Genomic DNA, 25,621 nt, shown 5'->3' with positions numbered 1-25,621 from the left:
GCAGAAAACGTCATGCGGGGATTTTAAGCCGCATTGATATCGGCGGGGTTTAGGGTGCGCAAAAACGTCCCGCTACCAGTGCAACCAGCGTCCGCGCATAAAGGTGTCCACCGGCATCGTGATTCCGGCGCGCATCTCGTAATCACCCGTGACCACGTCGCGGTCCGCGCCCAAGGCCAAACGGACGCCTGGCGCGACGAAACGGCTGTGTTCCAACCCGAAGCGCTGTTCCACGGCGATGCCGCTTTCCCGGGTGCCGGTGTAGGTCCCGGTGAGCGTCCCGCCGCGCAACGGCACGCCTGCGGCGATGGTGTTTCGCATGGTGGGAGAGGCCGCGGCGCCATTGCGATACACCGACAGATCGCCAAAGCCGGCATCAATCTGCTCGTTGGTCACGGCAAGGCTGATAGATTCAGACAGATTCACGCTGTAGCCCAAGCGATAACGCCAGGCGTCAGACTGATCGAATTCACTGCGCGTCACGCCCAACCGGAACGTTCCGATGTCGCCTGCGGCATAGGTGGTGCCCAGGCCACGAGTGGCCATATCCGGGGCGGTTTGCACCTGACTTTCCACGGTGAGCGCGGGCGTCAGGCCATACCGGAATGACCCGCTGCCAGCCGTAGCGCCATAGTCGATGGCCCCGGCCGAGGCAGAGGTGTCGGTGTAGTTCAAGCGGCCGACCGACGAGGAAAACGCGAGGTCACCTTGGGATAGCACCTCGGACTGGGCATTCCAGCCCGATGACAACTGCAGGCCGCCAATCGGCGCGGTGCTGCCCCAGACGGGCGCGTTGGCCGTCAGGTTGCCCAGGGCTACCGTGGGCCCCACGGTGTCGCGATAGGTCCAGCCGCCGCCGTTATAGGAAAAGCCATATTGCGAGCCAACTGTGGAAAACCATGCATGCGTCGTCGACCGGGTTTGGGTCACGATGACCACGGGCTCATGCAGGCCCGCATCGCTGGTCTCCAGACCGAAGCTGTACGTCTGCGGCGGGGTGGGCGAGACATCCGGGAATACGTGTGCGCATTCAACCGGCAGCGGGGCTGGCTGAGCGTCCGCGACCTGCGTGCCGTCGGGCTCCTGTGGCGTCGTGGAACCGCTTTCGAGAGCACTCACGCTACTCAGTTCGCTGTCTCCGTTGCCAGCGCTCTTGGGCGGTGTTTGATTGTCGCTTGGCGATTGTCCATCAGTCAGTACTGAAGCGTCGGTAAGCCCCTCCGAGGGTCGCATATCGCAAGGCAGGGGATCGAAGGGCAAGGGGTCGAGTGAAAGCTCCTGATAGGGCACCTCGGCCAGCGGCTCCACGGGCATTGATTGGGTCGGCGACAGCACGCCGATGCCTTCCTGGGCGGCACGTTCGATGACGGCGCGGTATGACGACGTGGCACCAGCCTGAGCCCGCTGGGCGCGCTGTACATTTTCGAAAGCGGATGCCCCCAACACCTTCAGCGGCGCACACGACGCGATTGCCAGCACGGTCCACAGCGATAGCGCGCGCCGCGCGCCACATCGCACGGGCGAACTTATTGCCTCCGACCACGCAAAAACCCGAAACCCAGACATTGGTAAAGCATAACAGCGGCAAAACGGCCCCTGGCCGGCGCGCCGGTGAAATCCTAATCTAACCCACACAGAATATCGATGCGCGCTCCTACGCAGCAACCAGCATACCGATAGATTGGCCAGAGCAACGCAAAGTCGAGAACCGGTATTTTAATCCTCGGGGATTGACGCACCTCGGACACCGTTGCCCAGCTGCGCGATTGCGGCCCGGACCCCGCGCGGTATTCGCGCTATATTTCAATTCGTTTCGACCCCCTTGCCCGTTGCCGGTTCCCCGGCCACTATGGCGACATGGACACGCCTCATACCAAGCTGCTGGTCGTCGATGACGACCCCGCGTTGCGACAACTGCTCGCCGATTATCTGAATCGCCACGGTTACGACACCTTGCTGGCGCCCGATGCCAGCGACCTTGCTGCCCGCATCGCCCGTTATTCCCCCGATTTGCTGGTGCTCGACCGCATGCTCCCAGGCGGCGATGGCGCCGATGCCTGCCGCCGTCTGCGCGAACAGGGTGAAGACATACCCGTCATCCTGCTGACCGCGCGCGATGAAGCCGTGGACCGGATCATCGGGCTGGAAGCCGGCGCAGACGATTACGTGGGCAAACCGTTCGATCCGCGCGAGTTACTGGCCCGCATCGAGGCGGTGCTGCGCCGCAAGCGCGGACCGTCGGCCTTGACCAAGGATGCGCCCGTCACGTTTGGCCCGTTTACGTTCGACCCGGCGTTGCGTCAGTTGCTGCGCGACGGCGAAGTGGTCAAGCTGACCGGTGGGGAAATCAATCTGCTCGAAGCACTGGTGCGCAATGCGGGCAAACCGCTGTCGCGCGAGCGCCTGCTGGCGCTGGCGCGCGACGACGACAGCGGCGAGCGCAACGACCGCGCCATCGACATCGCCATCCTGCGCCTCCGGCGCGCGATCGAGGAAGACCCGAAGCAGCCTCGCTGGATCCAAACGGTCTGGGGAATCGGCTATCGATTCGCGCCCTGAACGGTTCTCTCGCATGCGTCGCCTTGCTCAATTCCTCTTGCCGCGCTCGCTACATGCGCGGCTGTTTTTGCTCGTGCTGGGCGCGGTGTTGCTGACGCAAGCGGCCACACTAGCGACAGTTTCGTACTACCGCGACAAGTTTTTCGATGAAGTGGCCATCGGCTATATCGCCACGACCATACGCACGTTGCGCGCCTCTTTGTCGCAAGTCCCGGCGCAAGACCGCGCGGAATTCGTCCGTAATGCCTCGCAGAATCAGTGGCGGCTGTGGTCGCGCACATTGCCTCCGGATGCCCAGCTGCAGCGCCCTTATCGCCCGCCCCCAGGACCGTCCGGGCGCCCACCCGGCGATGGACGAGCCGATGCGCATGCCTCGAACGACCCGCTACGGCGGGAGTTGCGTGGCCCGATCCGGGAACTGAATGCCCGCTTGAACGACGGCACGCGCGTTGCCCTGTCGCACGGACCGGAGCCGGAAATTTTCATCTCATTGGCGCGCAACCCGGACAGCGAAGACGCCCCGCGTTTGCGTGAATGGCTGGTGATCCCACTCGAACGGCTGGACCCGTCGTTCAGTACGCCGATGATCGCCGTCTGGCTGGGTGGGCTGGGCTTTATTTTGTTGTTGGCGGCCGGTTTTTCCTGGCACATCACGCGTCCATTGACGCGGCTGGCGCATGCCGCCGATCAGTTGGCCGCCGGTCAGCCGCAGCGCGTCGATCCCTCCGGGCCACAGGAAACACGCGCACTGGGCGAGCGTTTTAACGCCATGCTCGACGCCCTGGCGGAATCGGACTCTGTGCGCCGCACCTTGTTATCGGGCCTGCCCCACGATCTGAAAGGCCCGTTGTCGCGCATGTGGCTACGGGTCGAGATGGCCGACGATCCCGCCCTCAAAGAGGGGCTGCGCAAAGACCTCCAGGATATGCAGCGCATGGTCGATCAGTTCATCGGCTTCGTACGCGGCACGGATCCGACGGCCTATCGTTATGCGCCGCTGGCCTTGCCCGATTGGTTGGCCGATCATGTGGCGGGATGGACCAGCACCGGCACCGCCATCACGCTGGACATGCCGGACGAGCCCATGAACATTCAAGCCGACGCGGTGGCACTGGGGCGCTTGCTGGACAATCTTATCGGCAACGCCTTGCATCATGGCGCCGCACCCATCGACATCAGTCTGCGTAACGAAGGCCAATACGCGGTGCTGGATGTGGCCGATCACGGGCCTGGCATTGCGCCCGAGCGGCGAGCGGAAGCCTTACGGCCATTCGCGCGCCTCGACGATGCACGCACGCGCACCGGAAACGTGGGACTGGGGTTGGCGTTGGCCGAAGCGATCGCGCGCGCACACGGCGGCACGCTGACGCTAGCGGAGGCCGCCAGCGGCGGACTGTTGGTGCGGATCACATTCCCGCTACAGGGTTGATACTGTGACACGCGGCGCGCCTTGCCATCTCGGCCAGGCGCGTCACAACGCCACGTTTAGCCGCGCTTGGCCTTGCCGAATACCGACCGGTAGGCCCACAGGTTAAACACTAAAACGACTGGCAATCCCACTACGGCGGCGGCTAGCACCAAGCGCATCGATTCCACGGCGGCGGTGCCATCCCAGATCGTCATATCGTCCAGAATCAGATAGGGAAACAGGCTATAGGCCAGCCCCGCCAGCATCAGCCAGTACAGCAAAAGGCACAGCGCGAAGGGCACCCAATGTTGGGAAGGCTCTGCTTGCGGCAGGCGCGCCAATCGCATCTCCAAGCCCGAGAAGCAAAGCAGCATGATGGCCCAGACGGTCGCCACGACGGCAAAGCCCGTCGGGTTGCTCCATTTATAAAAGATACCGGCATTGGCAAGGCCCAACATGACCGAAGCGGCCACCATGCCGACCGCCGTCCACCGTATCGCATGACGGCCCCACGCCGCCGCCCGGCGCTGCAGATCGCCATCAACCCGCATTACCAGCCATGCCGCGCCCAGCAGCACATAGGCAGCGATGACGCACAAGCCCATGACCACGGTGAACCAACCATAGCCTGCCTCGGTTTGATAGCCGGTTGCGATGCGCCCCAGTATCAATCCTTGGCCGAATGCGGTAGCGACCGAACCCAGCCAGAACGCGAAGACCCAGCGCGGTTTGAGTTCATCGCGCGCGCGGATACGAAATTCGAACGCGACACTACGCAGCACCATGCCCATCGCCAGCAGCGCCAAGGGTCCGTAGAGTTTGCCGAAGATCACGCCCCAGGCCAGCGGAAACGCCGCCGCGAAAAGCCCGATGCCCAATAGAGGCCAAAATTCGTTGGCATCGCGCCAGGGGCTCAACAGACTCATCAACCGGCCGCGGTCTTCCGTTGGCGCCAGCGGCAAAAGAATACCCACGCCGATATCGAAGCCGTCGAGCAGGACCCCACCCAGGATCAGCAAAAACAGCATGCAGATAAACACCAGCGGAATCCAGAATGTCGGATCGTTGGCGCTCACGCCCAACGAGGCGGCAAGCATCTCGATCATGACGACTGACCTCCGGGTTTGCGCACAGGCACCACGCCATAGCGCGCGGCATGAAACAGCATGCCGTTAAACGCGGCGATCAACACCGCATAGAGCACACCGTAGCCCACCAGGCCCAGCGCCAACTTGGTGGTGCTGGTCGTGCCCAGGATTTCAGACTGCGTGATGGCGCCATTGACCGCATACGGCTGCATGCCGACCATGGAAAAGATGCCGCCGCACAGCACGACCAGTCCGCCTGAATACAGCATGCCGACCAGCAGGCGTAACGATCGTGGCGAGAGCGCGCTGGGATCCAAGTGCCGCCGCAAGGTTCGCAAACCGCACCACCAGGAAACAAGCCACATCAAGGCGCCCAGCAGCAGCATGACGCGCAGCGACCAGAACGTGAGTCCGACTGGCGGACGCATGCCGGAAAATTTATCGAGGCCCAGATAACCGCTCTTGTCATCGTGCCCGAGCCATGCGGCGCCGAATGCATAAACAGGCCAGTCGTAGTGCTGTTTCTTCGCGCTGCTATCGGGGATGCCGATCAGCGACCAACTCGGCTCCGATCCGCTATGCCAGAAGCCGGCGGCCGCGGCCGCCTTGGCCGGCTGATGCTCGGCCATCACCTTTGCCGCGCCATCCAAGGCGGGAAATTGCAAGGTGGAGGCCACCATCGCCACGACCAGCGCAGTTTTGAACGTGCAGCGTTCGCCGTCCTGCAACGGGCGGCGCAGCGCCTGCAGCGCGGTGATGCCCAACATCAGGAACGCGGCTGCCAAAGCGGACCACAGCACCATGAGGCTGAGATTCCACGGCAAGGAGGGATTGATGATGATGGCGCCCCAGTCCAGCACCCGGTAACGCGCATCGATCAGCGTCGCGCCGGCCGGCGTCTGCACCCACGACTGCAGCACCAGCATCCAAAATAGCGCCGCCGACTGCCCCACGGCCACCATGAAGACGGCGAACGTGTGCGCGGTGTTGGATACGCGCCGTTGGCCGAACAGCATCACGCCCAGAAAGCAGGATTTCAGGATAAAGACCGACAGCACGCCAAAACTGAGCAGTGGCGCGGCGACATTACCGATTTTCTCCATCAGCCCGGGCCACAAGCTGCCCAGCTGGATGAGCACGGGCAAGGCCGACGCAAACGCCAACACGAACGCGAGCGCGAAAAAACGCACCCAGAACCGATACGCGGCCGTCCATCCCGGCGCACCGGTCGCGTGCGCGCGCAGCTTGAAAAACAGCAGAAACCACGCCAGCGCGAACGCCAGCGCCAGGAACAGCGCGAGGAAGCTCAGGCTGGCCGTAAACTGAATGCGGGCCAGCAATAAGGGGACAATATCCATGATGGCCGGTAGTGTAGAGCCTGTTTTCACATCCGGGGACCCGGGATAACGCAGGCATTGGTGAGCGAACGTGGCAAAATTGATCCTTTGCTGCATGCCCTCTTGATTACACTCATAGCATGACCACCGCTTCCAACACGCCTGCCGCCACCAATTTTCTGCGCAACATCATCGACGATGACCTGAAGGCCAACCGCTATCAGGGCAAGCGCTGGGCTGGCGTGCCCGGCCCGGCCTCTGTGCAGGCCCAGGGCCAGCCGGACCCCGCCCGCATCCGCACCCGTTTCCCGCCGGAGCCCAACGGCTACCTGCATATTGGCCACGCCAAGAGCATTTGCGTCAATTTTGGTCTGGCGCAGGAATATGGCGGCGTCTGCCATCTGCGCTTTGACGACACGAACCCTGAAAAAGAAGACCAGGAATACGTCGACTCGATCATCGAGGCGGTGAAATGGCTGGGCTTCGACTGGAAAGCCGACGGTAACGAGAACCTGTATTTCGCCAGCGATTATTTCGAATTCATGTACGAATTCGCGCAGGCGCTGATCCAGGCCGGCCATGCCTATGTGGACGAACAGTCGCCGGAACAGATACGCCTGAATCGCGGCACCCTGACCGAGCCAGGCGTGGACTCGCCCTGGCGCAACCGCCCGGCCGAGGAATCCTCGCGCCTGCTGGCAGAGATGCGCGATGGCAAGTATCCCGACGGCAGCCTGGTGCTGCGCGCCAAGATCGACATGGCTTCGCCCAACATCAACCTGCGCGATCCGGTCATGTACCGTGTGCGTCACGCCACGCACCATCGCACGGGCGACAAGTGGTGCATCTACCCCATGTACAGCTGGGCGCACCCCGTCGAGGACGCGCTCGAAGGCATCACGCACAGCATTTGCACGCTGGAATTCGAAGACCAGCGTCCGTTCTACGACTGGATCCTGGCGCGACTGGCCGAACTCGGCAAACTGGCCGAACCGCTGCCGCGCCAGTACGAATTCGCCCGTTTGAACCTGAGCTACATCGTCACCAGCAAGCGCAAACTGCTACAGCTGGTGCGCGAGGGTTACGTGGACGGCTGGGACGATCCGCGCATGCCGACCCTGTTCGGGATGCGCCGCCGCGGCTATCCGCCCTCGGCCATCCGCCTGTTCTGCGACCGGACGGCCGTGTCGAAATCCGATTCGCGCATCGACTACAGCCTGCTCGAACAAGCCGTTCGCGACGAGCTCGACCCCGTCGCGCCGCGCTCGGTGGCGGTGCTGGATCCGCTAAAGCTCATCATCACCAACTATCCGGAAGGTCAAGAAGAGCTCTGCACCGCCCCGCGCAACCCGCACGATCCGGAGGCCGGCAAACGCGAATTTCCGTTCTCGCGCGAGCTGTGGATCGAGCGTGATGACTTCCGCGAAGAAGCGCCGAAGAAGTATTTCCGCCTGTTCCCCGGCAATATGGTTCGTCTGAAATACGGCTATGTGGTGCGCTGCACGGGCTTTACCAAGGACGAATCCGGCCAGATCACCGAAGTACATGCCGAATATCTGCCCGACACCAAGAGCGGCACCCCAGGCGCGGACAGCGTCAAGGTCAAGGGCAACATCACCTGGGTCAGCGCCAAACACGCGGTGCCGGCGCAAGTGCATCTGTACGACCGTCTGTTCGCCGATCCGCATCCGGATGCCGGCGACAAGGAATTCCTCGACTATCTGAATCCGAAGTCGCGTGAAACCGTGAATGCCTGGCTGGAACCCGGCACCATCGCCGCCCCTGGGGCGACCTGGCAGTTCGAACGCCTGGGCTATTTCACGGCCGACAGCAAAGACTCCACGCCGCAAGCGCCGGTGCTTAACCGCGTCGTCACGTTGCGTGACTCGTGGGCCGCGGCCTGAGCGACGCCATGACTACAGATTCCCTAGCCCTGGATTTCAAAAGCGCCACGCTCTATGCGATCCGCGTGGTGTTGCATAGCGCTGACCTCAAGCAGCTGGTCGCGGCGCTCGAGCAACGCATGGCCGACGCGGGCAGCTTTTTCGAAAACGAGCCGGTGGTGATCGACGCGAGCCGCGTCGCAGACCCGATTGACTGGCCCGCGCTGTTGGCCGCCCTGCGCGAGCACAACCTGCCCTCGATAGGCGTAGTTGCCGAAGGCGCGAACCTCGCTGCGGCGAAGGCAGCTGGGCTGGCGCCGGTGGAGCTGTCCACGCCCGTCAGCAGGCCCGCGCCCGCCGTGGAAGTCGCGCCCGCGAATCATGTTGCCACCCCGGTGCCCGCTGTCGCGGCAAGCGCGTTAGAAACCAAACCTACGCCGGCCCCGGCCGCCACCACGACCGAGGACACGGCCACGGCGACGCAAGCGAAAGCCGCCTCGGCCTCGCAAACCGAGCACGCCGCGCCCAGCACGGCGATGGTGATCACGCGCCCGCTGCGTTCCGGTCAGCGCGTGTACGCGCGCCACACGGACCTCGTCGTGATCGGCATGGTCAGCCAGGGCGCGGAGGTCATCGCCGATGGCAACGTGCACGTGTACGGCCCGTTGCGCGGCAAGGCCATGGCGGGTGCGCGCGGCGATACGTCGGCCCGCATTTTCACCACACAGCTCGACGCCGAGCTGCTGGCCATCGCCGGGGTGTACCGCGTCGTGGAAGCCAAACTCGACAGTTCGCTGCATAATCAGCCCGCGCTCGTATCGCTCGATGGCGAAACGCTGCGCGTCGATGCGCTGAAAAAATGATTTTGTGACGAAAGGCCGCCCGTTTTAAACACGACCGGTCTCATCTTGTAAGAAGCCTTTTATGGCTTTTTGCTTTACGATAACGCGATTTATTCGAACATAAGGGTTAAACAGTCATGACACGAATTGTTGTGGTGACTTCCGGAAAAGGTGGCGTTGGCAAGACCACCACGAGCGCCAGCTTTTCCTCCGGTCTGGCCATGCGCGGCCATAAAACCGTCGTCATCGATTTCGACGTCGGCCTGCGCAATCTGGATCTCATCATGGGCTGCGAACGCCGCGTCGTGTATGACTTCGTCAACGTGATCCAGGGCGAAGCCTCGCTCAAACAGACGTTGATCAAGGACAAGAACCTCGAGAACCTGTTCATCCTGCCCGCCTCGCAAACGCGCGACAAGGACGCGCTGACGCAAGAAGGCGTGGGCAAGGTCATCGAAGAACTCAAGCAAATGGGCTTCGACTACATCGTGTGCGATTCCCCCGCCGGTATCGAGGCGGGCGCGCTGATGGCGGCCTATTTCGCCGATGACGCGCTGGTCGTGACCAACCCGGAAGTCTCCTCGGTGCGCGACTCCGACCGCATCCTGGGCATTCTGTCGGCGAAATCGCGCCGCGCCATCGAAGGCGACGAACCGATCAAGGAATTCCTGTTGTTGACCCGCTATAACCCGAAGCGTGTCAATGATGGCGAAATGCTGTCCCTGACCGATATCGAGGACATCCTGCGCATTAAGCTGATCGGCGTGATTCCCGAGTCCGAAGCGGTGCTGCAGGCCTCCAACCAAGGTCTGCCGGCCATTCACCTGCGCGAAACCGACGTCGCAGAAGCCTACAAGGACGTGGTGGCGCGCTACCTGGGTGAAGAAAAACCCCTGCGCTTCACGGACTACAAGCAACCCAGCTTGCTCAAGCGCCTGTTCGGAGGGAAGTAAGCAATGTCTTTCCTGTCGTTTCTGCTTGGCCAGAAGAAGACCTCCGCGAACGTTGCCAAGGAGCGTCTGCAGATCATCCTGGCCCACGAACGCACTGGGCGCGGTACGTCGCCTGACTATCTGCCGCAACTGCAGGCAGAGCTGATGGCCGTGATTTCCAAGTACGTGAACATCAATCCTGAAGACATCAAGGTACAGCTGGAACGTCAGGACACCCTCGAAGTGTTGGAGGTGAAAATCGAAATGCCTCAGAAGGAAGCCAAAGAGGCTTAAGCCTCTGGCGACAATCGAAGCGCGGTGGAGGCCGCACCAGGCCTCCGTCGTGCAGTCCCCCTGCCTGTCCCCCTAAAACCCGGAACCAACACGATGAAGCCCTTGCGCCCCGCCCTGCGTTTCGCCGTTCTGGCAGCGACCGGCATCATGCTGGCCGCGTGCGCCAACGGGCCATCCCGTCAGCCGGATCCGGTGGACTATCGCGCCGACCCCACGCCGCCCGACCACACGCAGTCTGGCCAGCGCCTGACCATTCAGGCCGGTGAAGGCGAGAAACTGAACCTGCCCTGGTTTGTGCAGGACGCCGAGAATTGGGTCAATAGCCGTTAAACAACGGTTAGCAGCCCGCGCCAGCCAAGCTTCTCCTTACGCGCGACGGAACTCGCCCCCAGTAGCCGTTACAAAGCCATCAGTCACTGTGCCTGATGGCTGCCCGCTTTCCAGCGCAGGTTTCCTCCTTCATCGAAGCCGGCGAACCAGTGACGTCTCTCCGATTGGTAATCCACAAGCGTTGACCCTGCGGTCAGCGCTCATGGATCCATGCGGCCACTGTTTCTCCAAAGCGTCGATTTATGAGACCTGTTTCGCCTTGCGCATCCCCTTTCGTACCCGCCGTCACGCCCGGCAGCGTTCGCGAAGATACACCTCCTGATCCGGGAGCGCTCAAGGCTCTTGAGAAGGCCCTGGCTAGCGACGACGTCGCGGCTTTCTGGGAATTGTCCGGACCCCTCTTCGCGGAGTCCGCGAACGGGCTTTTCGATAACGGGGAAAATATCCTCCATGTGGCGGTCAGACGCGGCTGCCGCGCTATCGCCCTCGACATTGCTCACCGAAATCACCAATGGGGGTTCGACCTGGTCAACACACGCAACGACGAGGGCCGTACTCCATTGGAGCATGCCGTCGCCGGGCTTCGCGACGACCCTGATCTCGTGCAGGCCTTGCTTGAGACCGGCGTACACGGCAGACTCGAGGACGCGCTCTGCGCGGCCGCACAAAATGGACACGTACTAGCCGCAAAACGATTGGTTGAAGCGGGCGCCAACCCTACGTCGGCCATGGTCGATTTCCTGCACTTCGACTCTCATCCCGGCGGTCGTGCCGAAGGGTTGGCCATGCTACGGTCGTTGGGGGCAAACCTGTCTGATGGCCTGTCTTTAGCGGCCAGGATGGCACATACCAATGCCGTCAGAGCATTGCACCTGCTAGGTGCCAGCGGGTCCGCGCTGATCTTGGCCCGCTTCAAAAATGGCACTTGCACTGTCCAGGAGTTGTCGACCTTGGTGATGGGAGGCGCGGATGTGCAGACTGTGCTACGTGAGCTGGTTCACGCTGACGCGCTGGAGGACGCGCATAGGCTCATCGCCGTCGACACACGAGTGAATGGACGACTATCCGATCCGACATCGCCCGCTGCGGTTGCCACCTTGTTACAGCTTATCGAACTTAACGATGAGGTCGGCATAAGCCGCCTGCTGAAACTGCTCGAAGGGCAAATCAGCGATACAACGCTGTGGGCCAAGCTGTTGATCTGCGGCGATGTCGTGACCTTGCGAAGGTTATATCAGGCCGGGCTCAAGCAGCCCAATAACAGCGTGCTGAGAAGTCTGCTGGCAGAAGGCCGCGTCACGGCCCTGACAACATTGATGGAAGCCGGCATGGCGCCGTGCACGCTGCTCAAGAATTTGGGACCCGCCTGGCGTAAAGACCGCGATGCCATCGCCACGTTGCTGGCCGCTTACGTACCGCCTCACCAGCTGAGCGAAGGTGATCCGTCGGTCGCCAAGATCATCAACGCTTTGCGTGAACGTAAGTTCGAAGTTGATCAGCTCCCCGACCAAGCCCGACGGAAGGTCATAGCAGATACCTGCGAGGAGGGAAAACCGGGAGAAGCGGCATGGCTGCTAAAAAGCTACCGCGCTCTAACCGATTTAAGGCGCATCCTCATGACGCATCGGGGCGCCGGAACCACGAAGCTGCTTGAAACGGGCTTGGGATCGCCACATGAAATGATCGGAGAAATCATGACGGGCTGGAGGCACGGCGTCCTCGATAAAGCGACACTGTACGGCTTGGTCGTCCCGATGCGCGAATCCGGATTATGGGGAATCGACCCCTTGACACCCTATATTTTTGATTTCGTGAAGAATGGCGATCTCAAACGGGCCGAGCAAATGTTCTCGTCGGTCAGCAAGGGCACCGGCGCCCTCGCCGAAGCGGCACAACGCAATGACCTGTCTTTGGCGAACCTCCTGCTGCACTTGGGTGCCGAAGGAGGCGGGGCTACGATCAAACAGCTGCTGCGAGACAACAAAGCCGAGGTCGCCGGGCGGCTGCTCGCCGCCGGTGTCAATATCCATGATGCGCTAGGCGATCTCTCGGACAGCGATGGACGATTACTAGAAGCGATAGGCGCAGACTGGCCGATGGGACTGCTGCGCGCGGCCCAGCACCTACAAGACACCCGCGCTTTTCGTTTGATACTCAAGAAGCCCGGCATTCTACTGGAAGCCCTGTTACACCTGGCGCATGATCATGAGACGCCGGTCGACTTCAAAGCCGCCCAAGTGGCATTCTTGACCCAAACCGCTCTTCGTTATTCCACAATTCGGGTTTCCTCGGTGATCAACCCTCTAGCCGAAGATACCGCTAACGATGCGAAATTACGCGCGCTGATCAACCTTGGTATTCCTACAGAAGACGCACTGATGACTTTAGCGCGGGACGGCAATCGCCTGGCGGCCCAACGCATGATCCTCGCCGGCGCCGATTTCATTGGGGCGATGCGCTCCCTGCATGAGAATGGGGAAAATGATGCTCGCTCTACACTAGGGCTGGCATTGACGGTTGTGAGGGACAAATTGGCCACGAAACGGCTCGCGAAGGCGAAGGGCAGCACCAATGCGACCATCTAACCGCCAGCGCACGCCATAGCTTGGACCGTGCCGCAGAGCGCGAACGCCCAATGAAAACACCCCAAAAACTGATTTTCATCCGAATTTTGGGGTGCTACGCAACAAATACTGCTCTGTCACTCTCTTGCGAGCAAGCCCCGGGCTCTGCTTTCCCGAGACGCACACGCTGCGGAGCATTACTTTCCGACTTGGTCCCCGATGATGCCGCCCAGTGCAGCGCCACCGACGGTACCCAGCACACCACCATTGGTGATCACGGCGCCAGCCAGACCACCGGCGGCCGCACCGCCGACCGTGCTCTTTTGACGACGGCTCATGTTGTCCCAAGATGAACAGCCGGCCATGGACACCGCCAGCATCAGAGCCAACCCAGCTTTCGAGAGAGTTTTCACGTTTTTCATAACAAGCTCCTATGCACGCTTCCAAGCACGTGCCATTTCGAGTTCTCAGAATCTCAAAAAGAAGAGGGGTTGACTGTGAGGGAAGCCCAGAAATTGTATCGATGGGTAGGACAAACCCTAAGACATCCCTGGGGAATGTTAGCTGCTATTTCACTAACCGTAACACCTGTTTGAACTGGGTGTGGTCACAAGACCCCATCCACTCAAAAAGGGCCATCTCTGTGGTGATGAGCGGGACGCCTGCGGCCTGGATGCGCCGCATCCCGATGTCGTAATCAAACTGGTGACGCGAACTGGCCGCATCCGCCACCAGCACGGGCCGCCAGCCGGCCGCCTGCAAGCCAAGTATCGTCTGCAATACACACACGTGCGACTCCCAGCCGGCGACCAGTATGGTCTTGCGCCCGGGCGGCAACCAAGCCTCGAAACCGGGCTCGCCAGCGGCGGAAAAGTGACGTTTGTGGAAAACCGACTGCACGCAGCCTTGCAACGAGGAAATCGTCGCGCCTAGCGCGTCGGCATTGTGTTCCGTCGCCAGCACAGGCACGCCCAGCAGCTGTGCGCCCTGAGCCAACACCCGCGCCCGAACCGCCGAGTCTTCCGCACGCATGATCGCGGGCATCAGGCGTTCCTGCATATCCACAATCAATACGGTCGAGTCGGCGGCATCGAGCAGCATGGCGTTCCTTTACTTCAGAGCTTTATAGCGCAGACGGCGCGGCTTGGCACCCTCTTCGCCCAGACGGCGCTTCTTGTCCGCCTCGTATTCCTGGTAGTTGCCATCGAAGAACACCACTTGCGACTCGCCCTCGAATGCCAGGATGTGCGTGGCGATACGGTCCAGGAACCAGCGATCGTGGCTGATGACCATCACGCTGCCCGGGAATTCGAGCAGCGCGTCTTCCAGCGCGCGCAGGGTTTCGACGTCCAGATCGTTTGACGGCTCGTCCAGCAGCAACACGTTGCCGCCCGCCACGAGCGTCTTGGCCAGATGCAGACGACCGCGCTCACCGCCCGACAACTGCCCGACCTGTTTGTTCTGATCCGCGCCCTTGAAGTTAAAGCGGCCCAGGTAAGCCCGCGAAGACATTTCGAACTTGCCCACGGTGATCAAGTCCGCGCCATCCGACACGGCGTCAAAGACTGACTTGTTGTTTTCCAACGAGTCGCGCGATTGATCGACGAAAGCCAGCTGCACGGTTTTACCCAGCTCGACGGTACCCGAATCCGGTTGCTCGCGGCCAGCGATCATGCGAAACAGCGTGGACTTACCAGCACCGTTGGCGCCGATGATGCCGACAATCGCGCCCGGGGGCACTTTGAAGCTCAGGTCATCGATCAACAGACGATCGCCATAAGCCTTACTGACGTTCTTGAACTCGATGACTTCGTTGCCCAGGCGCTCGCCCACGGGAATAAAGATTTCCTGCGTCTCGTTGCGCTTCTGGTATTCGTAGGAAGACAGTTCCTCAAAGCGCGCCAAACGGGCCTTGGCCTTGGCTTGACGGCCCTTGGGATTCTGACGCACCCATTCCAATTCTTTCTTGATGGTCTTTTGGCGCGCGGATTCCGAGGCTTCTTCTTGCTTGAGGCGGTTTTCTTTCTGCTCCAGCCACGAGCTGTAGTTGCCCTTCCATGGAATACCATGTCCGCGATCCAGTTCCAGGATCCATTCGGCGGCGTTGTCCAAGAAGTAGCGATCGTGAGTCACCGCGACCACGGTGCCGGGGAATTTATGCAGGAATTGCTCCAGCCATTCCACGCTTTCGGCGTCCAAGTGGTTGGTCGGCTCGTCCAGCAGCAGCATATCGGGCTTGGACAGCAGCAAGCGGCACAGCGCTACGCGACGCTTTTCACCACCGGACAGATTGCCCACCGTGGCGTCCCAAGGCGGCAGACGCAGCGCGTCCGCGGCGATTTCCATCTGATGTTCGATATCGTCGGCACCGCTGGAGGCAGCGGCGGCGATGATGGCTTCGAGTTCAGCCTGCTCGGCGGCCAACGCGTCGAAATCCGCGTCCGGCTCGGCATAAGCGGCGTACACCTCATCGAGGCGTTTTTTCGCCGAGACGACCGCGCCCAGGCCTTCTTCCACGGACTGGCGCACGGTGTGTTCGGGATTGAGTTGCGGCTCTTGCGGCAAGTAGCCGATATTCAACCCCGGCATCGGGATCGCTTCGCCCTCGATCTCCTTGTCCACGCCGGCCATGATCTTCAGCAGTGTCGATTTGCCCGAACCGTTCAGGCCCAACACGCCGATCTTGGCGCCGGGGAAAAACGAAAGAGAGATGTCACGCAAAATCTGACGCTTCGGCGGCACGATTTTGCCGACGCGATTCATGGTGTAGACGTATTGGGCCATGGGCTCGTGAAAATTGACGAATCACAAAAGAAGCCTCGATTGTAGGCCGGAAAGAGGGCTGCGGGCGCCGGTCAGTCTGCCGGTCAGTTCAGGTGCGCTTGGACGGTTTCTCGCCGCGCTGCTGCTTTTTCCCGCGCGGACGCCATTGCGCCACGCTAACGCCGGCCAGCGCCATCACCCCGCCGATGATGTGATAGCCGTGCGGCACCTCGCCCAGCGTAAAGGCGGCAATGGCAACCGTGCCCACAGGCATCAGATTAAGAAAAATACTCGCCCGATTCGGCCCCAGATACCGCACGCCCTGCATCCACAAATACGGTGCAAACAGCGACGGAAAAATCCCCGCGTACAACACCAGCGGAATATTGTCCGCATTCAGCGGCGATGCCGGTCCCATCAAGAACGTCGGCAGTTGAAACAGAATGCCGAACAGCACCTGCACATACAAGGACTGCCACACGCCGATCGGCAAGGGCCAGCGCCGCAGCAGCACGCCATAGAGCGCATACGACAGCGCAGCCACGCCCATCAACGCATCCCCGACGCTGCCGCTACCTTCCAACAACTGCAGCGGATTGCCTTCGCCCAACAACACGCCCAGGCCGAACAGCGACAACGCCCCGCCCGCGATCGCCGTCCACACCGGCCATTCGCGCAGCACGATGCAGCCCAGCGCGATCGTGATCAGGGGCACCATCGCGGTGATGATCCCCATATGCGTAGCCGTCGTGGTCGCCGCAGCCACATACGTCAGCCCCTGGTAAATCGCCATTCCCAGCGCGCCGAGCACCGCCAGCTTGCCCAGGTGCGGTGCGATCTTGCGCCAATCTCGCAGCACGCTCAGCAACAAAAACGGCGTCAAAATAGCGCCCGCCAGCACCCAGCGATAAAACCCGATCGAAGCCGGCGCGATGACATCCGCCGCCATCTTGGTCACCACCATATTCAGCGACCAGATCAACGCCGCGAACAGCGGGAACAGCATATGGCGGGCGGAAGGAGCAGGACTGGCGTTCGACATGACTACATTGCGCAAGCAAAGGCGCGATCATAGCGCTTACGGCTTTTGCCTGCCCCGGTGGGACTGCCGGCCCCGACCGCACTGACGCGGCAAAACTTGAACCCTGCTGGAAACGCGCGACAATAACGCTTTACGCACGCCGCCTTGCGCACTTGGCGCGCACGTCGGCCAGCGCCACGTCAACGGCCCCCGATCGTCGGCGCACTGTCTCCAGGATTCACCATGACTGCCTCTACCCCTGCCGCCCCGTCCCCGCGTTTCACTACGCAAGAGCTGGACATGCTCGCCAAAACCGCCGATGCGCTCAGTGCGTACCTGGGCAAACCCGTTCTGGCCGAAGTCGTCATGGGTGAAGAAGGCACTGAATGGGTGAGCTTTGGCATCCCCGTGCAGCAAGGCGCCAAAGATGACGACCAGCCCCACGTGCAATTAGGCGGTCCGGACGCGCAGGTCCTAGGCAATCGCGGCGGCCTGGACCCCGCCGATAACGACACCTACGACTGTCTGTACCTGTGGGCGATTCAGATCACGTTGAACGAAGGCGAGCGCTTTGTGAAACTGGACCAAAACGGTGAAGAAACCGCATGGTCCGACGATTTGAACGACATGTTGCCCTTCGCGCTGACGGACGAGCCGTTGCCAGAGGACGATGATGACGAAGACGAGGATACCGAGGACGACGACGAGCAGGAAACCGATGCAGACGATGAAGCAGCACCCCTCACCAAGCAGCCGCCCCAATCGTTAAATCCTGCCTCCAACAAACACAACCACGCTCACGACGAAAACTACGACTGCGGCGCTCACGGCACGCCCCCAGTCAACTCCAACGGCCACACGCTGCACTAGAGCAGTCTGCCCCGGCCCGGCCTGGTTCGGCCCGGCTCGTCACACCGCACCGCCCAAGTGGGCCGCCGCATGCCAATACCTGCCAACGCCGCAGGCAAAACCGCAGGAAAGCCCCTCGCAACCTGAAGCAATGCGCGAGCCACCCCGCTGCCCTCCCAGCACCCGACGCCCGGGACGCCTAAAGAACGGCAACCGCAACCGCACACGATCAGCACGCCGCTAACACCACCCGAGTACCCACCGCGCAGCCCAGCAAGCACCACAAACCCGGCAACCGAACACCCCTTCCCGTCGTAGTCACGCGGACGTAGCCCTCAAGCCACCCCCCGCCGCTGATCCCGCCGATACAACGCATACCCCACCGGATACATCACCCCCACCAACACCCGAGCCGCGACATTCCGCAACGGATAATCCTTCAAAGCCGTAGCCACCCCCGAATGCTTTAAATCCAGCCGAAACCGAGTAAACCGCGCCGCCGCCATCAAAAATTCCTTAGGCCGGAATCGAAACCACTCCATATGGTGCTCGAGAATATTCCAGGCCAGCAGATACAGTCCCTGCGCATTACTCCGCACCGACACCGCCCCTTGGCTGATCCCCTCCGGATTCGGATGGTAAATCCGCACCACGCGATTAATGAATCGACTCTGATACCCCGCCCGCGCAATCGCCCACCAGATCAAGCTTTCCGGCACAAACCCCGCCACATTCTCCGGAAACGGAAACCGCCGCAGCACATCCGTGCGCATCGTGCCAAACTTCTCGCCCCTGACCCGATGCCGGAAATACAGATCCACCGACGTCGCGTCATACACGTCCTGCGGGAACTTATCCCCCACGATCGCCCCATCCGGCCGCGCACAGAGCCCGGTCACCCCGACATAATGCTCGCGCTGCGCTGGCGCAATACTGTCCCAGGCCTCTTTCAAGATATCCAGCGAATCCGCCGGAATCTCGTCATCGCTATCCAGCGCGACGATGAACTCGCCCTGCGCCTCGCGCACGCCACGATTGAATGCCGTTTTCTTATGCTGATTCTTTTGCCAGATATAGCGGATAGGAAACGGCGCCTGGGCCTGCCAGGCCTGTACCGCTTCATGCGTGCGATCGGTCGAGCCGTCATCCACAATCAGCCACTCGAAATCCCGGCACGTCTGGGTCAACAGCGACTCGTAGACCCGATGTAACGTACCCGCTCGGTTATACGTGGGCGTCAGGACGGTGAAAGTAAATCGGGGCGCGCTCATACAGTAAGAATCCGGACCCGCGCGACGCTGCGCCGCGCGCCAACGAGAGTGAGAGAGGCCCCAGTGTAGGAGATATCGCAGACCCCGCCATACGCCAACCCGACCATTGTGCAAACAAATTTTTCAAAGCTTGCCACGCTGCTACGCGTGCAGCCGACGATCTCCCGCGGCGATCCCGCCTGCGTCCAAAACCAGCAGGCGAAAAAAAACCACCGGCAGCACCGGTGGTTTTTCATCAATCGCGTCGAAATTACACGCGCTTGATCTTTTCCAGCATCTTGAAAACGCCCTTGGGAGCGTTGACGAACAAGCGCTTGAAAGACTTGCCCAGGCAACGGCGTTCCAGGGTGTTACGACGCACACGTTTGCGCTCAGCCATGATGATCTCCGGTAAGGTTCGATGGTGCCCAAACCCGCCCGACGTTCCCGTCATTCGCCGCATACACGACAGATAACGAGGGCCACAGGCTGGTGGCAGAAATTGGAATAACTCAGCATTTTAGCCTTAAACGCGGGCATTAAACAAATCCGCCCCGGGCCCAGGGCTTGCGCTCCGACGGTCAAGACAAGCGGTGAGATTCGCGCTAACCTACAACACTGTTTAAATATACAGATGATTTAGCGATATCCTCTCGCTTGCGAAATCAAACCCTGTTTCGCTTCATCCACGCTGCATCCCCCGCTATGAGCTCTCATATACGCATCGTCGGCGCCCGCCAAAACAACCTGAAAAACTTGGACCTGACTCTGGATACCGGAGAACTGGTCGTCATCACCGGCGTATCGGGATCCGGCAAGAGCTCATTGGCGTTCGACACGCTGTATGCCGAAGGGCAGCGGCGCTATGTCGAAACCTTCTCGCCTTATGCGCGCCAGTTCCTCGATCGCATGGACAAGCCGCAGGTCGACCGCATCGAGGGCATTTTGCCCGCGATTGCCATCGACCAGACCAACCCCGTGCGTAGCTCGCGCAGCACCGTGGGCACCATGACGGAGCTCAACGATCATTTAAAGCTACTGTTCGCGCGCGGTGCCAAGCTGTATTGCCGGGGCTGCGGCACGGTCGTGCGCCGCGATACGCCGGAATCTATTGCCGCGACGTTGGAACAACGAGCGCAGGCGTTTGGCGATCCCCGCATGGTGATCACATTCCCCATCGCCGTGCCCGCCAATTTCGGTGAAGACGAGGTACGCGGTTTTCTGGAGCAACAGGGCTATACCCGCGTCCACGCCGAAGAATCGCGCGCTGTCACCACGCCGCCTGCAAAAAGCGGCAAGAGCACACGTAAATCCAAGAGCGCCGTCACGCCCAGCGCCAGCGGCGATGCGCGCCGCATTCTGCATGTCGTGCAGGATCGATTCCGCTACATCGGCGCCGAGCGCGAGCGCGTGATGGAAGCGCTGGACACCGCGCTGCGCATGGGCGGCGGACATATGGCCGTGCATGTGCTGGACGACGAAGGCGCCGATGCCCACGTCTGGCGATTCAGCGACCGCCTGCATTGCGCGGACTGCGATATCGAATACACGGATCCGCTGCCCAGCAGTTTTTCGTTTAACTCGCCGCTGGGCGCTTGCGAAGCATGCCGGGGTTTCGGGCGCGTGATCGGCATCGACGATGGCCTGGTCATTCCCGACGAGAATAAAACGCTGCGCGAGGGTGCGATCAAGCCATGGCAGACGCCTTCTTATAAAGAGTGTCAGGACGATCTGTGCAAGTATGCGCCGCGCGCGGGCATCCCGCTCAATGTGCCATGGAAAGCACTGACACCAGAACAACGCGACTGGGTCATGAACGGCGACCCGGATTGGAAAGGCGGCAACAACGCCTGGAAAACGCAGTGGTATGGCGTGCATCGATTCTTTGCCTGGCTGGAGTCGCGTGCGTACAAGATGCACGTGCGCGTGCTGCTTTCGAAATATCGCAGCTATACCCCCTGCCCCACCTGCCGTGGCGCGCGGCTAAAGCCCGATGCGCTGTTATGGCGTTTGGGTAGCAAAGACAACGCCGATGCGGTGCTGCCGCCTGACGAGGGCCGTTATACCCGTTTCATGCCGGTAGGCGCGGCGTGGTCCCGCGAACAGCTCAATGACCTGGACGGCTTGTCCATTCATGACGTCATGCTGTTGCCGATCGAGCGCGTGCGACGCTTTTTCGACGCGCTGACGTTTGGCGGCGCCTTGGATGCCGCCGTGGATTTGCTGCTCACCGAAGTGCGCGCGCGATTGCGGTTTTTGTGCGATGTGGGTCTGGGCTATTTAACGCTAGACCGGCAAAGCCGAACCTTGTCGGGCGGCGAAGTACAGCGGATCAATCTGACCACGGCGCTTGGGACTTCACTCGTCAATACTTTATTTGTGTTGGACGAGCCCTCTATCGGTCTGCACCCGCGCGATATGCATCGCGTGGTGGAGGTAATGCATCGATTGCGCGCGGCGGGCAATACGCTGGTGGTCGTTGAACATGATCCGCAGGTCATGGTGGCCGCGGATCGCATCATCGATATCGGTCCGGGTCCCGGCGAGCGCGGGGGCCAGATCGTGTTCGACGGCACGCCAGATGCCTTGCGCGGTTCGGCAACCTTGACGGGTGATTATTTAGGTGGGCGCAAGCGTGTCGAAGCACCGCGCCCCATGCCCGTTGCCCCCAACACGCCGCGCCTGCTGCTCGAAGGCGTCACCGCGCATAATCTGCGTAACGTCTCTATCGAGCTGCCGCTCGGCCGTCTGGTGTGCGTCACTGGCGTATCCGGCTCGGGCAAATCCACGCTGGTGCAGGATGTGCTGTATCCGGCCTTGCTCAAGTTTCAAGGTAAGCCCGCCGAGTCTCCGGGCGCATTCGAACGCCTGCTGGGCGCGGAACAGATCGCCGATGTAGTGATGGTGGATCAAACCCCCATCGGGAAAACCGCGCGTTCCAATCCCGCCAGCTATGTCGGCGCGTTCGACGCGATCCGTAAGCTCTTCGCGCAAGCGCCGGTCGCGAAAGAACGTGGCTATACCGCCGGGACGTTCAGTTTCAATAGCGGCGACGGTCGTTGTCCCACCTGCGGCGGCACGGGCTTTGAACACGTCGAGATGCAGTTCCTGTCGGACGTGTATTTGCGCTGCCCCGATTGTGATGGACGCCGCTTCCGTCCCGAGGTGCTGCAAGTTCATATCGAACATCTAGGCAAACGCGCGTCGATCGATGAAGTCCTAGAAATGACGGTCAGCGAGGCGCTGGACTTTTTCAAGGGCCTGCGCGATGTGCAGACGGGGCTTGCGCCACTGGCCGATGTCGGTCTGGAATATGTGCGTTTGGGACAACCCGTGCCCACCTTATCGGGTGGCGAAGCGCAGCGCCTCAAACTCGCGGGCCATTTGGCCGAAGCGGCACGCAGCGGCATTTCCACGGCGAAGGTCGCCAAGAAAGGCAGCCTGTTCCTGTTCGACGAACCGACCACGGGTCTGCACTTTGATGACGTGGCGCGATTGATGCGCGCGTTCCGCAAACTGCTCGCGGCCGGACATACGCTGCTGGTCATCGAACATAATCTGGACGTCATCCGCGCGGCGGATTGGTTGATCGATCTCGGTCCCGAGGGCGGCGATGCAGGCGGCATGGTCGTCGGTGTCGGTACGCCGCAGGACCTCATGAATAATCCTGCTTCGTTTACCGGCGCGGCGCTGCGCGATTACGAGGTCAGCGTCTTGCCAGGTGATGGCGCGACGGCGCTCGTCCCACAAGACGTGACCTCGGCGGCCGCCCAAGCCGATCAAACCGCACTCGTACCCGCATTGGCCGAACCCGTCGCCAGCTACGGTGCTGAGTCCGCGGGCACGCCATTGCAATCGGTGATGCGCCGGCGCCGCCAGGCTCAGGCCATCGAGATTCGCAATGCGCGCGAACACAATCTGAAGAACGTCAGCGTCGAGATTCCACACGAGAAATTCACCGTCATTACCGGTGTGTCCGGCTCTGGGAAATCGACCTTGGCCTTCGACATTCTGTTCAATGAAGGGCAGCGCCGTTATCTGGAATCGCTGAACGCCTATGCGCGCGCCATTGTGCAGCCCGCAGGCAAGCCGGATGTCGATGCGATCTTCGGCATCCCGCCCACAGTCGCCATCGAACAGCGCACGAGTCGCGGCGGGCGCAAATCGACCGTTGCGACGATGACGGAAATTCATCACTTTCTACGCCTGTTGTACGTCAAGCTGGGTATCCAGTATTGCCCCGATTGTCAGATCCCGGTGGAACCGCAGAACGCCGATCAAATCGTCGCGCGCCTGCTGCGTGAGCACGCCGGTGAACATATCGGCCTGCTCGCGCCGCTGGTCACCGCGCGCAAGGGTTATTACACCGATCTCGCCAAATGGGCGGGTAGCAAGGGCTATACGCATTTGCGTGTGGATGGCGCCTTTATCCCCGTCAGTCCGTGGCCACGTCTGGATCGCTATAAGGAACATACGATCGAGCTGCCCATCGCCGATCTGGTCGTTGATCCCGAGAATGAATCCGCATTGCGTGATGCGGTCAAGCAAGCGCTGGAGCAAGGCCAGGGCGTGCTTAGCATGGTGTGGCCCGTCAACAAACTGCATGAAGCCCTGGACAGCGAATTGCAGCAGCAGCATTTTTCGGTGAAGCGGGCTTGCCCATCTTGCGGCGCGAGCTTCCCGGAACCGGATCCGCGTTTGTTCTCGTATAACTCCAAGCATGGCTGGTGCACGGGTTGCTATGGCACGGGCGTGCAATTGCAGAACTTCGACGAGGACCAAACCGGCGAGGAATCCGCATGGAACGCCAGCTACGATGGCGAAGTGCATGTGTGCACGATGTGCGACGGCCAGCGTCTTAACCGGGTAGCGCGCAACGTGCGCTGGCGCGATCGCTCGATTGCCGAGCTGGCGGCCATGCCGGTATCCGAAGCCCACACCTTTTTTACCGGGCTGGTGACACGCGGGCGCGAAGGCGAGATCGCGCGCGACATCCTGGCGGAAATCCGTGGCCGGTTGAACTTCATGAAAGAAGTCGGCCTTGACTATCTGGCCTTGGATCGCGCCGCGCCCACGCTGTCTGGCGGCGAGGCGCAGCGTATCCGGCTGGCGGCGCAATTGGGCTCGAATCTGCAAGGCGTGTGCTATGTGCTGGACGAACCCACCATCGGCCTGCATCCGCGCGACAACCGCATTTTGTTGGACGCGCTCGCGCGTCTGGAGGGCAATGGCAACACCTTGGTCGTGGTGGAACACGATGATGACACCATACGCCGCGCTTCGCACATCATCGATATCGGGCCAGGCGCGGGCGTGCGCGGCGGCCGTGTTGTCGCGCAGGGCACGGCGCAAGATCTGATCGATGCCCCCGAGTCCGTGACGGGCCGCTATCTGGCCAAGCCGCTGAAGCACCCGCTCAACGGGCGCCGCGCGGTCGACGCCGACACGCCGATGATCCAGATTCATGGCGCGCACCTGCACAACTTGCGGCAAGTGGATGCACGCTTGCCCATCGGGCGGTTAAGCGTGGTGACGGGCGTATCCGGCTCGGGCAAGTCCACGCTGGCGCGTGAAGTGCTGCTCGATAATCTCGCGCTGGCCGTGGGCAAGGACGCCACCCCGCGTTGGCAAGGTTGCGCGCGCATCACGGGCTGGGAGGCGATCGACCGGGTGTTGGAAGTCGATCAGACGCCTATCGGCAAAACGCCACGGTCCTGCCCCGCCACCTATATCGGTTTCTGGGACGATGTGCGCCGCCAATTCGCGGAAATGCGCGAGGCGCGCATGCGTGGCTGGACGGCGGCGCGTTTTTCGTTCAACACCGGCGATGGCCGCTGTCCGATCTGCGAAGGGCAAGGCATGCGCACCATCGAAATGAACTTCCTGCCGGATGTGAAGGTGCCGTGCGACGCGTGTCATGGCGCGCGCTTTAATGCCGATACGTTGTCGGTGCAGATGCGCGGCAAGAACGCGGGCGAAGTGCTCAGCATGGAGGTCGACGATGCGCTGGAGTATTTCGCCGCGCACACCAAGATCCGCCGTCCCTTGCAATTGATGCAGGATGTCGGCTTGGGATATTTAACACTCGGCCAACCCTCGCCCACGCTGTCGGGCGGGGAAGCGCAACGGATCAAGCTCGTGACCGAGCTTGCCAAGGCGCGGCTAACGGAAGGCGTCATCACCACGGGCCGCGCCTCGCGCGTGCCGCATACGTTGTATGTGCTGGATGAACCGACCGTGGGCTTGTCGATGGCGGATGTGGAAAAACTGATCCATGTGCTGCATCGCCTGGTCGACGCGGGCAACACGGTGGTGGTCATCGAACACAACCTGGATGTGATCGCGGAAGCCGATTGGCTGCTTGACCTGGGCCCGGAAGGCGGCACGGGTGGCGGTCAACTGGTGGCCGAGGGTTCGCCCGAGCATGTCATGAGTTTGCGTGACCGTTCACACACCGGCCGTGTACTGGCGGAATTTTTGGCGCAGCAAGGCTAAAGCATC

Annotated in this window: 19 protein-coding genes; 10 read left to right on the top strand and 9 right to left on the bottom strand. The window is 61.4% G+C overall.

Features of this window, described 5'->3' with window-relative positions; genetic code table 11:
* Window positions 1-72: 72 nt before the first annotated feature.
* Entirely contained in the window at window positions 73-1,566 is a 1,494-nt protein-coding gene (locus GOQ28_RS00620; RefSeq protein WP_236844167.1) for a fimbrial protein, read from the bottom strand.
* Between the two features lie 291 nt (window positions 1,567-1,857).
* Here GOQ28_RS00620 and GOQ28_RS00615 point away from each other — a divergent pair, with 291 nt between their 5' ends.
* Both GOQ28_RS00615 and GOQ28_RS00610 read left to right on the top strand, forming a co-directional pair.
* Window positions 1,858-2,559, top strand: coding sequence for a response regulator (locus GOQ28_RS00615; protein WP_160351922.1), 702 nt, complete (start codon window positions 1,858-1,860; stop codon window positions 2,557-2,559).
* Between the two features lie 13 nt (window positions 2,560-2,572).
* Window positions 2,573-3,988, top strand: coding sequence for an ATP-binding protein (locus GOQ28_RS00610; protein WP_160355019.1), 1,416 nt, complete (start codon window positions 2,573-2,575; stop codon window positions 3,986-3,988).
* A gap of 56 nt (window positions 3,989-4,044) precedes the next feature.
* Here GOQ28_RS00610 and GOQ28_RS00605 read toward each other — a convergent pair whose 3' ends face one another.
* Together GOQ28_RS00605 and GOQ28_RS00600 are read right to left on the bottom strand one after the other, a co-directional pair.
* Complete coding sequence (locus GOQ28_RS00605; protein WP_160355018.1) at window positions 4,045-5,073, bottom strand: cytochrome d ubiquinol oxidase subunit II; 1,029 nt, start codon at window positions 5,071-5,073, stop codon at window positions 4,045-4,047.
* Window positions 5,070-6,413, bottom strand: coding sequence for a cytochrome ubiquinol oxidase subunit I (locus tag GOQ28_RS00600; RefSeq protein ID WP_160355074.1), 1,344 nt, complete (start codon window positions 6,411-6,413; stop codon window positions 5,070-5,072). The genes GOQ28_RS00605 and GOQ28_RS00600 overlap by 4 nt, the downstream gene beginning before the upstream one ends.
* A gap of 119 nt (window positions 6,414-6,532) precedes the next feature.
* Between GOQ28_RS00600 and GOQ28_RS00595 the strand changes: the two genes are divergently transcribed.
* From GOQ28_RS00595 to GOQ28_RS00570, 6 genes are all read left to right on the top strand, one after another.
* Window positions 6,533-8,296 carry a glutamine--tRNA ligase/YqeY domain fusion protein gene (locus GOQ28_RS00595; RefSeq protein WP_160355017.1) on the top strand — a complete coding sequence of 588 codons (1,764 nt, stop codon included), beginning with the start codon at window positions 6,533-6,535 and terminating at the stop codon, window positions 8,294-8,296.
* Window positions 8,297-8,304: 8 nt separating this feature from the next.
* The gene (gene minC / locus GOQ28_RS00590; protein WP_160355016.1) at window positions 8,305-9,138 is read left to right on the top strand and encodes a septum site-determining protein MinC; all 834 of its coding nucleotides are present in this window, start codon (window positions 8,305-8,307) and stop codon (window positions 9,136-9,138) included.
* 116 nt (window positions 9,139-9,254) lie between these two features.
* Entirely contained in the window at window positions 9,255-10,070 is an 816-nt protein-coding gene (minD, locus tag GOQ28_RS00585) for a septum site-determining protein MinD (RefSeq protein WP_160351916.1), read from the top strand.
* A gap of 3 nt (window positions 10,071-10,073) precedes the next feature.
* A complete protein-coding gene (gene minE, locus GOQ28_RS00580) occupies window positions 10,074-10,343 on the top strand; it encodes a cell division topological specificity factor MinE (protein WP_160351915.1) in 270 nt (89 codons plus the stop codon).
* 93 nt (window positions 10,344-10,436) lie between these two features.
* Window positions 10,437-10,673: a hypothetical protein gene (locus GOQ28_RS00575; RefSeq protein WP_160351914.1), complete on the top strand. Its 237-nt coding sequence runs from the start codon at window positions 10,437-10,439 to the stop codon at window positions 10,671-10,673.
* Between the two features lie 242 nt (window positions 10,674-10,915).
* Window positions 10,916-13,258 (top strand): ankyrin repeat domain-containing protein, encoded by a 2,343-nt coding sequence (locus GOQ28_RS00570; RefSeq protein WP_160355015.1) that lies wholly within the window; start codon window positions 10,916-10,918, stop codon window positions 13,256-13,258.
* 176 nt (window positions 13,259-13,434) lie between these two features.
* Here the strand turns inward: GOQ28_RS00570 and GOQ28_RS00565 are convergent, their stop codons facing one another.
* The 4 genes from GOQ28_RS00565 to GOQ28_RS00550 form a co-directional block, all read right to left on the bottom strand.
* A complete protein-coding gene (locus GOQ28_RS00565) occupies window positions 13,435-13,659 on the bottom strand; it encodes a glycine zipper 2TM domain-containing protein (RefSeq protein ID WP_160351912.1) in 225 nt (74 codons plus the stop codon).
* Window positions 13,660-13,804: 145 nt separating this feature from the next.
* On the bottom strand, window positions 13,805-14,338 hold the full coding sequence (locus GOQ28_RS00560) for an isochorismatase family protein (RefSeq protein WP_160355014.1): 534 nt from the start codon (window positions 14,336-14,338) through the stop codon (window positions 13,805-13,807).
* A 9-nt stretch (window positions 14,339-14,347) separates the two neighbouring features.
* Window positions 14,348-16,021, bottom strand: coding sequence for an energy-dependent translational throttle protein EttA (gene ettA, locus GOQ28_RS00555; protein ID WP_160351910.1), 1,674 nt, complete (start codon window positions 16,019-16,021; stop codon window positions 14,348-14,350).
* Between the two features lie 88 nt (window positions 16,022-16,109).
* Window positions 16,110-17,042 carry a DMT family transporter gene (locus GOQ28_RS00550; RefSeq protein WP_202109578.1) on the bottom strand — a complete coding sequence of 311 codons (933 nt, stop codon included), beginning with the start codon at window positions 17,040-17,042 and terminating at the stop codon, window positions 16,110-16,112.
* Window positions 17,043-17,264: 222 nt separating this feature from the next.
* Between GOQ28_RS00550 and GOQ28_RS00545 the strand changes: the two genes are divergently transcribed.
* Window positions 17,265-17,891 (top strand): hypothetical protein, encoded by a 627-nt coding sequence (locus GOQ28_RS00545; RefSeq protein ID WP_442862067.1) that lies wholly within the window; start codon window positions 17,265-17,267, stop codon window positions 17,889-17,891.
* Window positions 17,892-18,205: 314 nt separating this feature from the next.
* On the opposite strand, the gene GOQ28_RS00540 is transcribed toward GOQ28_RS00545, so the two are convergent.
* Window positions 18,206-19,141 carry a glycosyltransferase family 2 protein gene (locus GOQ28_RS00540; RefSeq protein ID WP_160355013.1) on the bottom strand — a complete coding sequence of 312 codons (936 nt, stop codon included), beginning with the start codon at window positions 19,139-19,141 and terminating at the stop codon, window positions 18,206-18,208.
* Between the two features lie 250 nt (window positions 19,142-19,391).
* Window positions 19,392-19,520, bottom strand: coding sequence for a hypothetical protein (locus GOQ28_RS18705; protein ID WP_005016451.1), 129 nt, complete (start codon window positions 19,518-19,520; stop codon window positions 19,392-19,394).
* Between the two features lie 305 nt (window positions 19,521-19,825).
* Here GOQ28_RS18705 and uvrA point away from each other — a divergent pair, with 305 nt between their 5' ends.
* Window positions 19,826-25,615 (top strand): excinuclease ABC subunit UvrA, encoded by a 5,790-nt coding sequence (gene uvrA / locus GOQ28_RS00535; protein WP_160355012.1) that lies wholly within the window; start codon window positions 19,826-19,828, stop codon window positions 25,613-25,615.
* Window positions 25,616-25,621 lie beyond the last annotated feature (6 nt).

It is taken from the genome of Bordetella sp. 02P26C-1, from assembly GCF_009763255.1.
Lineage (GTDB): Bacteria > Pseudomonadota > Gammaproteobacteria > Burkholderiales > Burkholderiaceae_B > Bordetella_A.
Note: the sequence above shows the minus strand (reverse complement) of the source record. Positions and strands in the feature narration are given on the sequence as shown.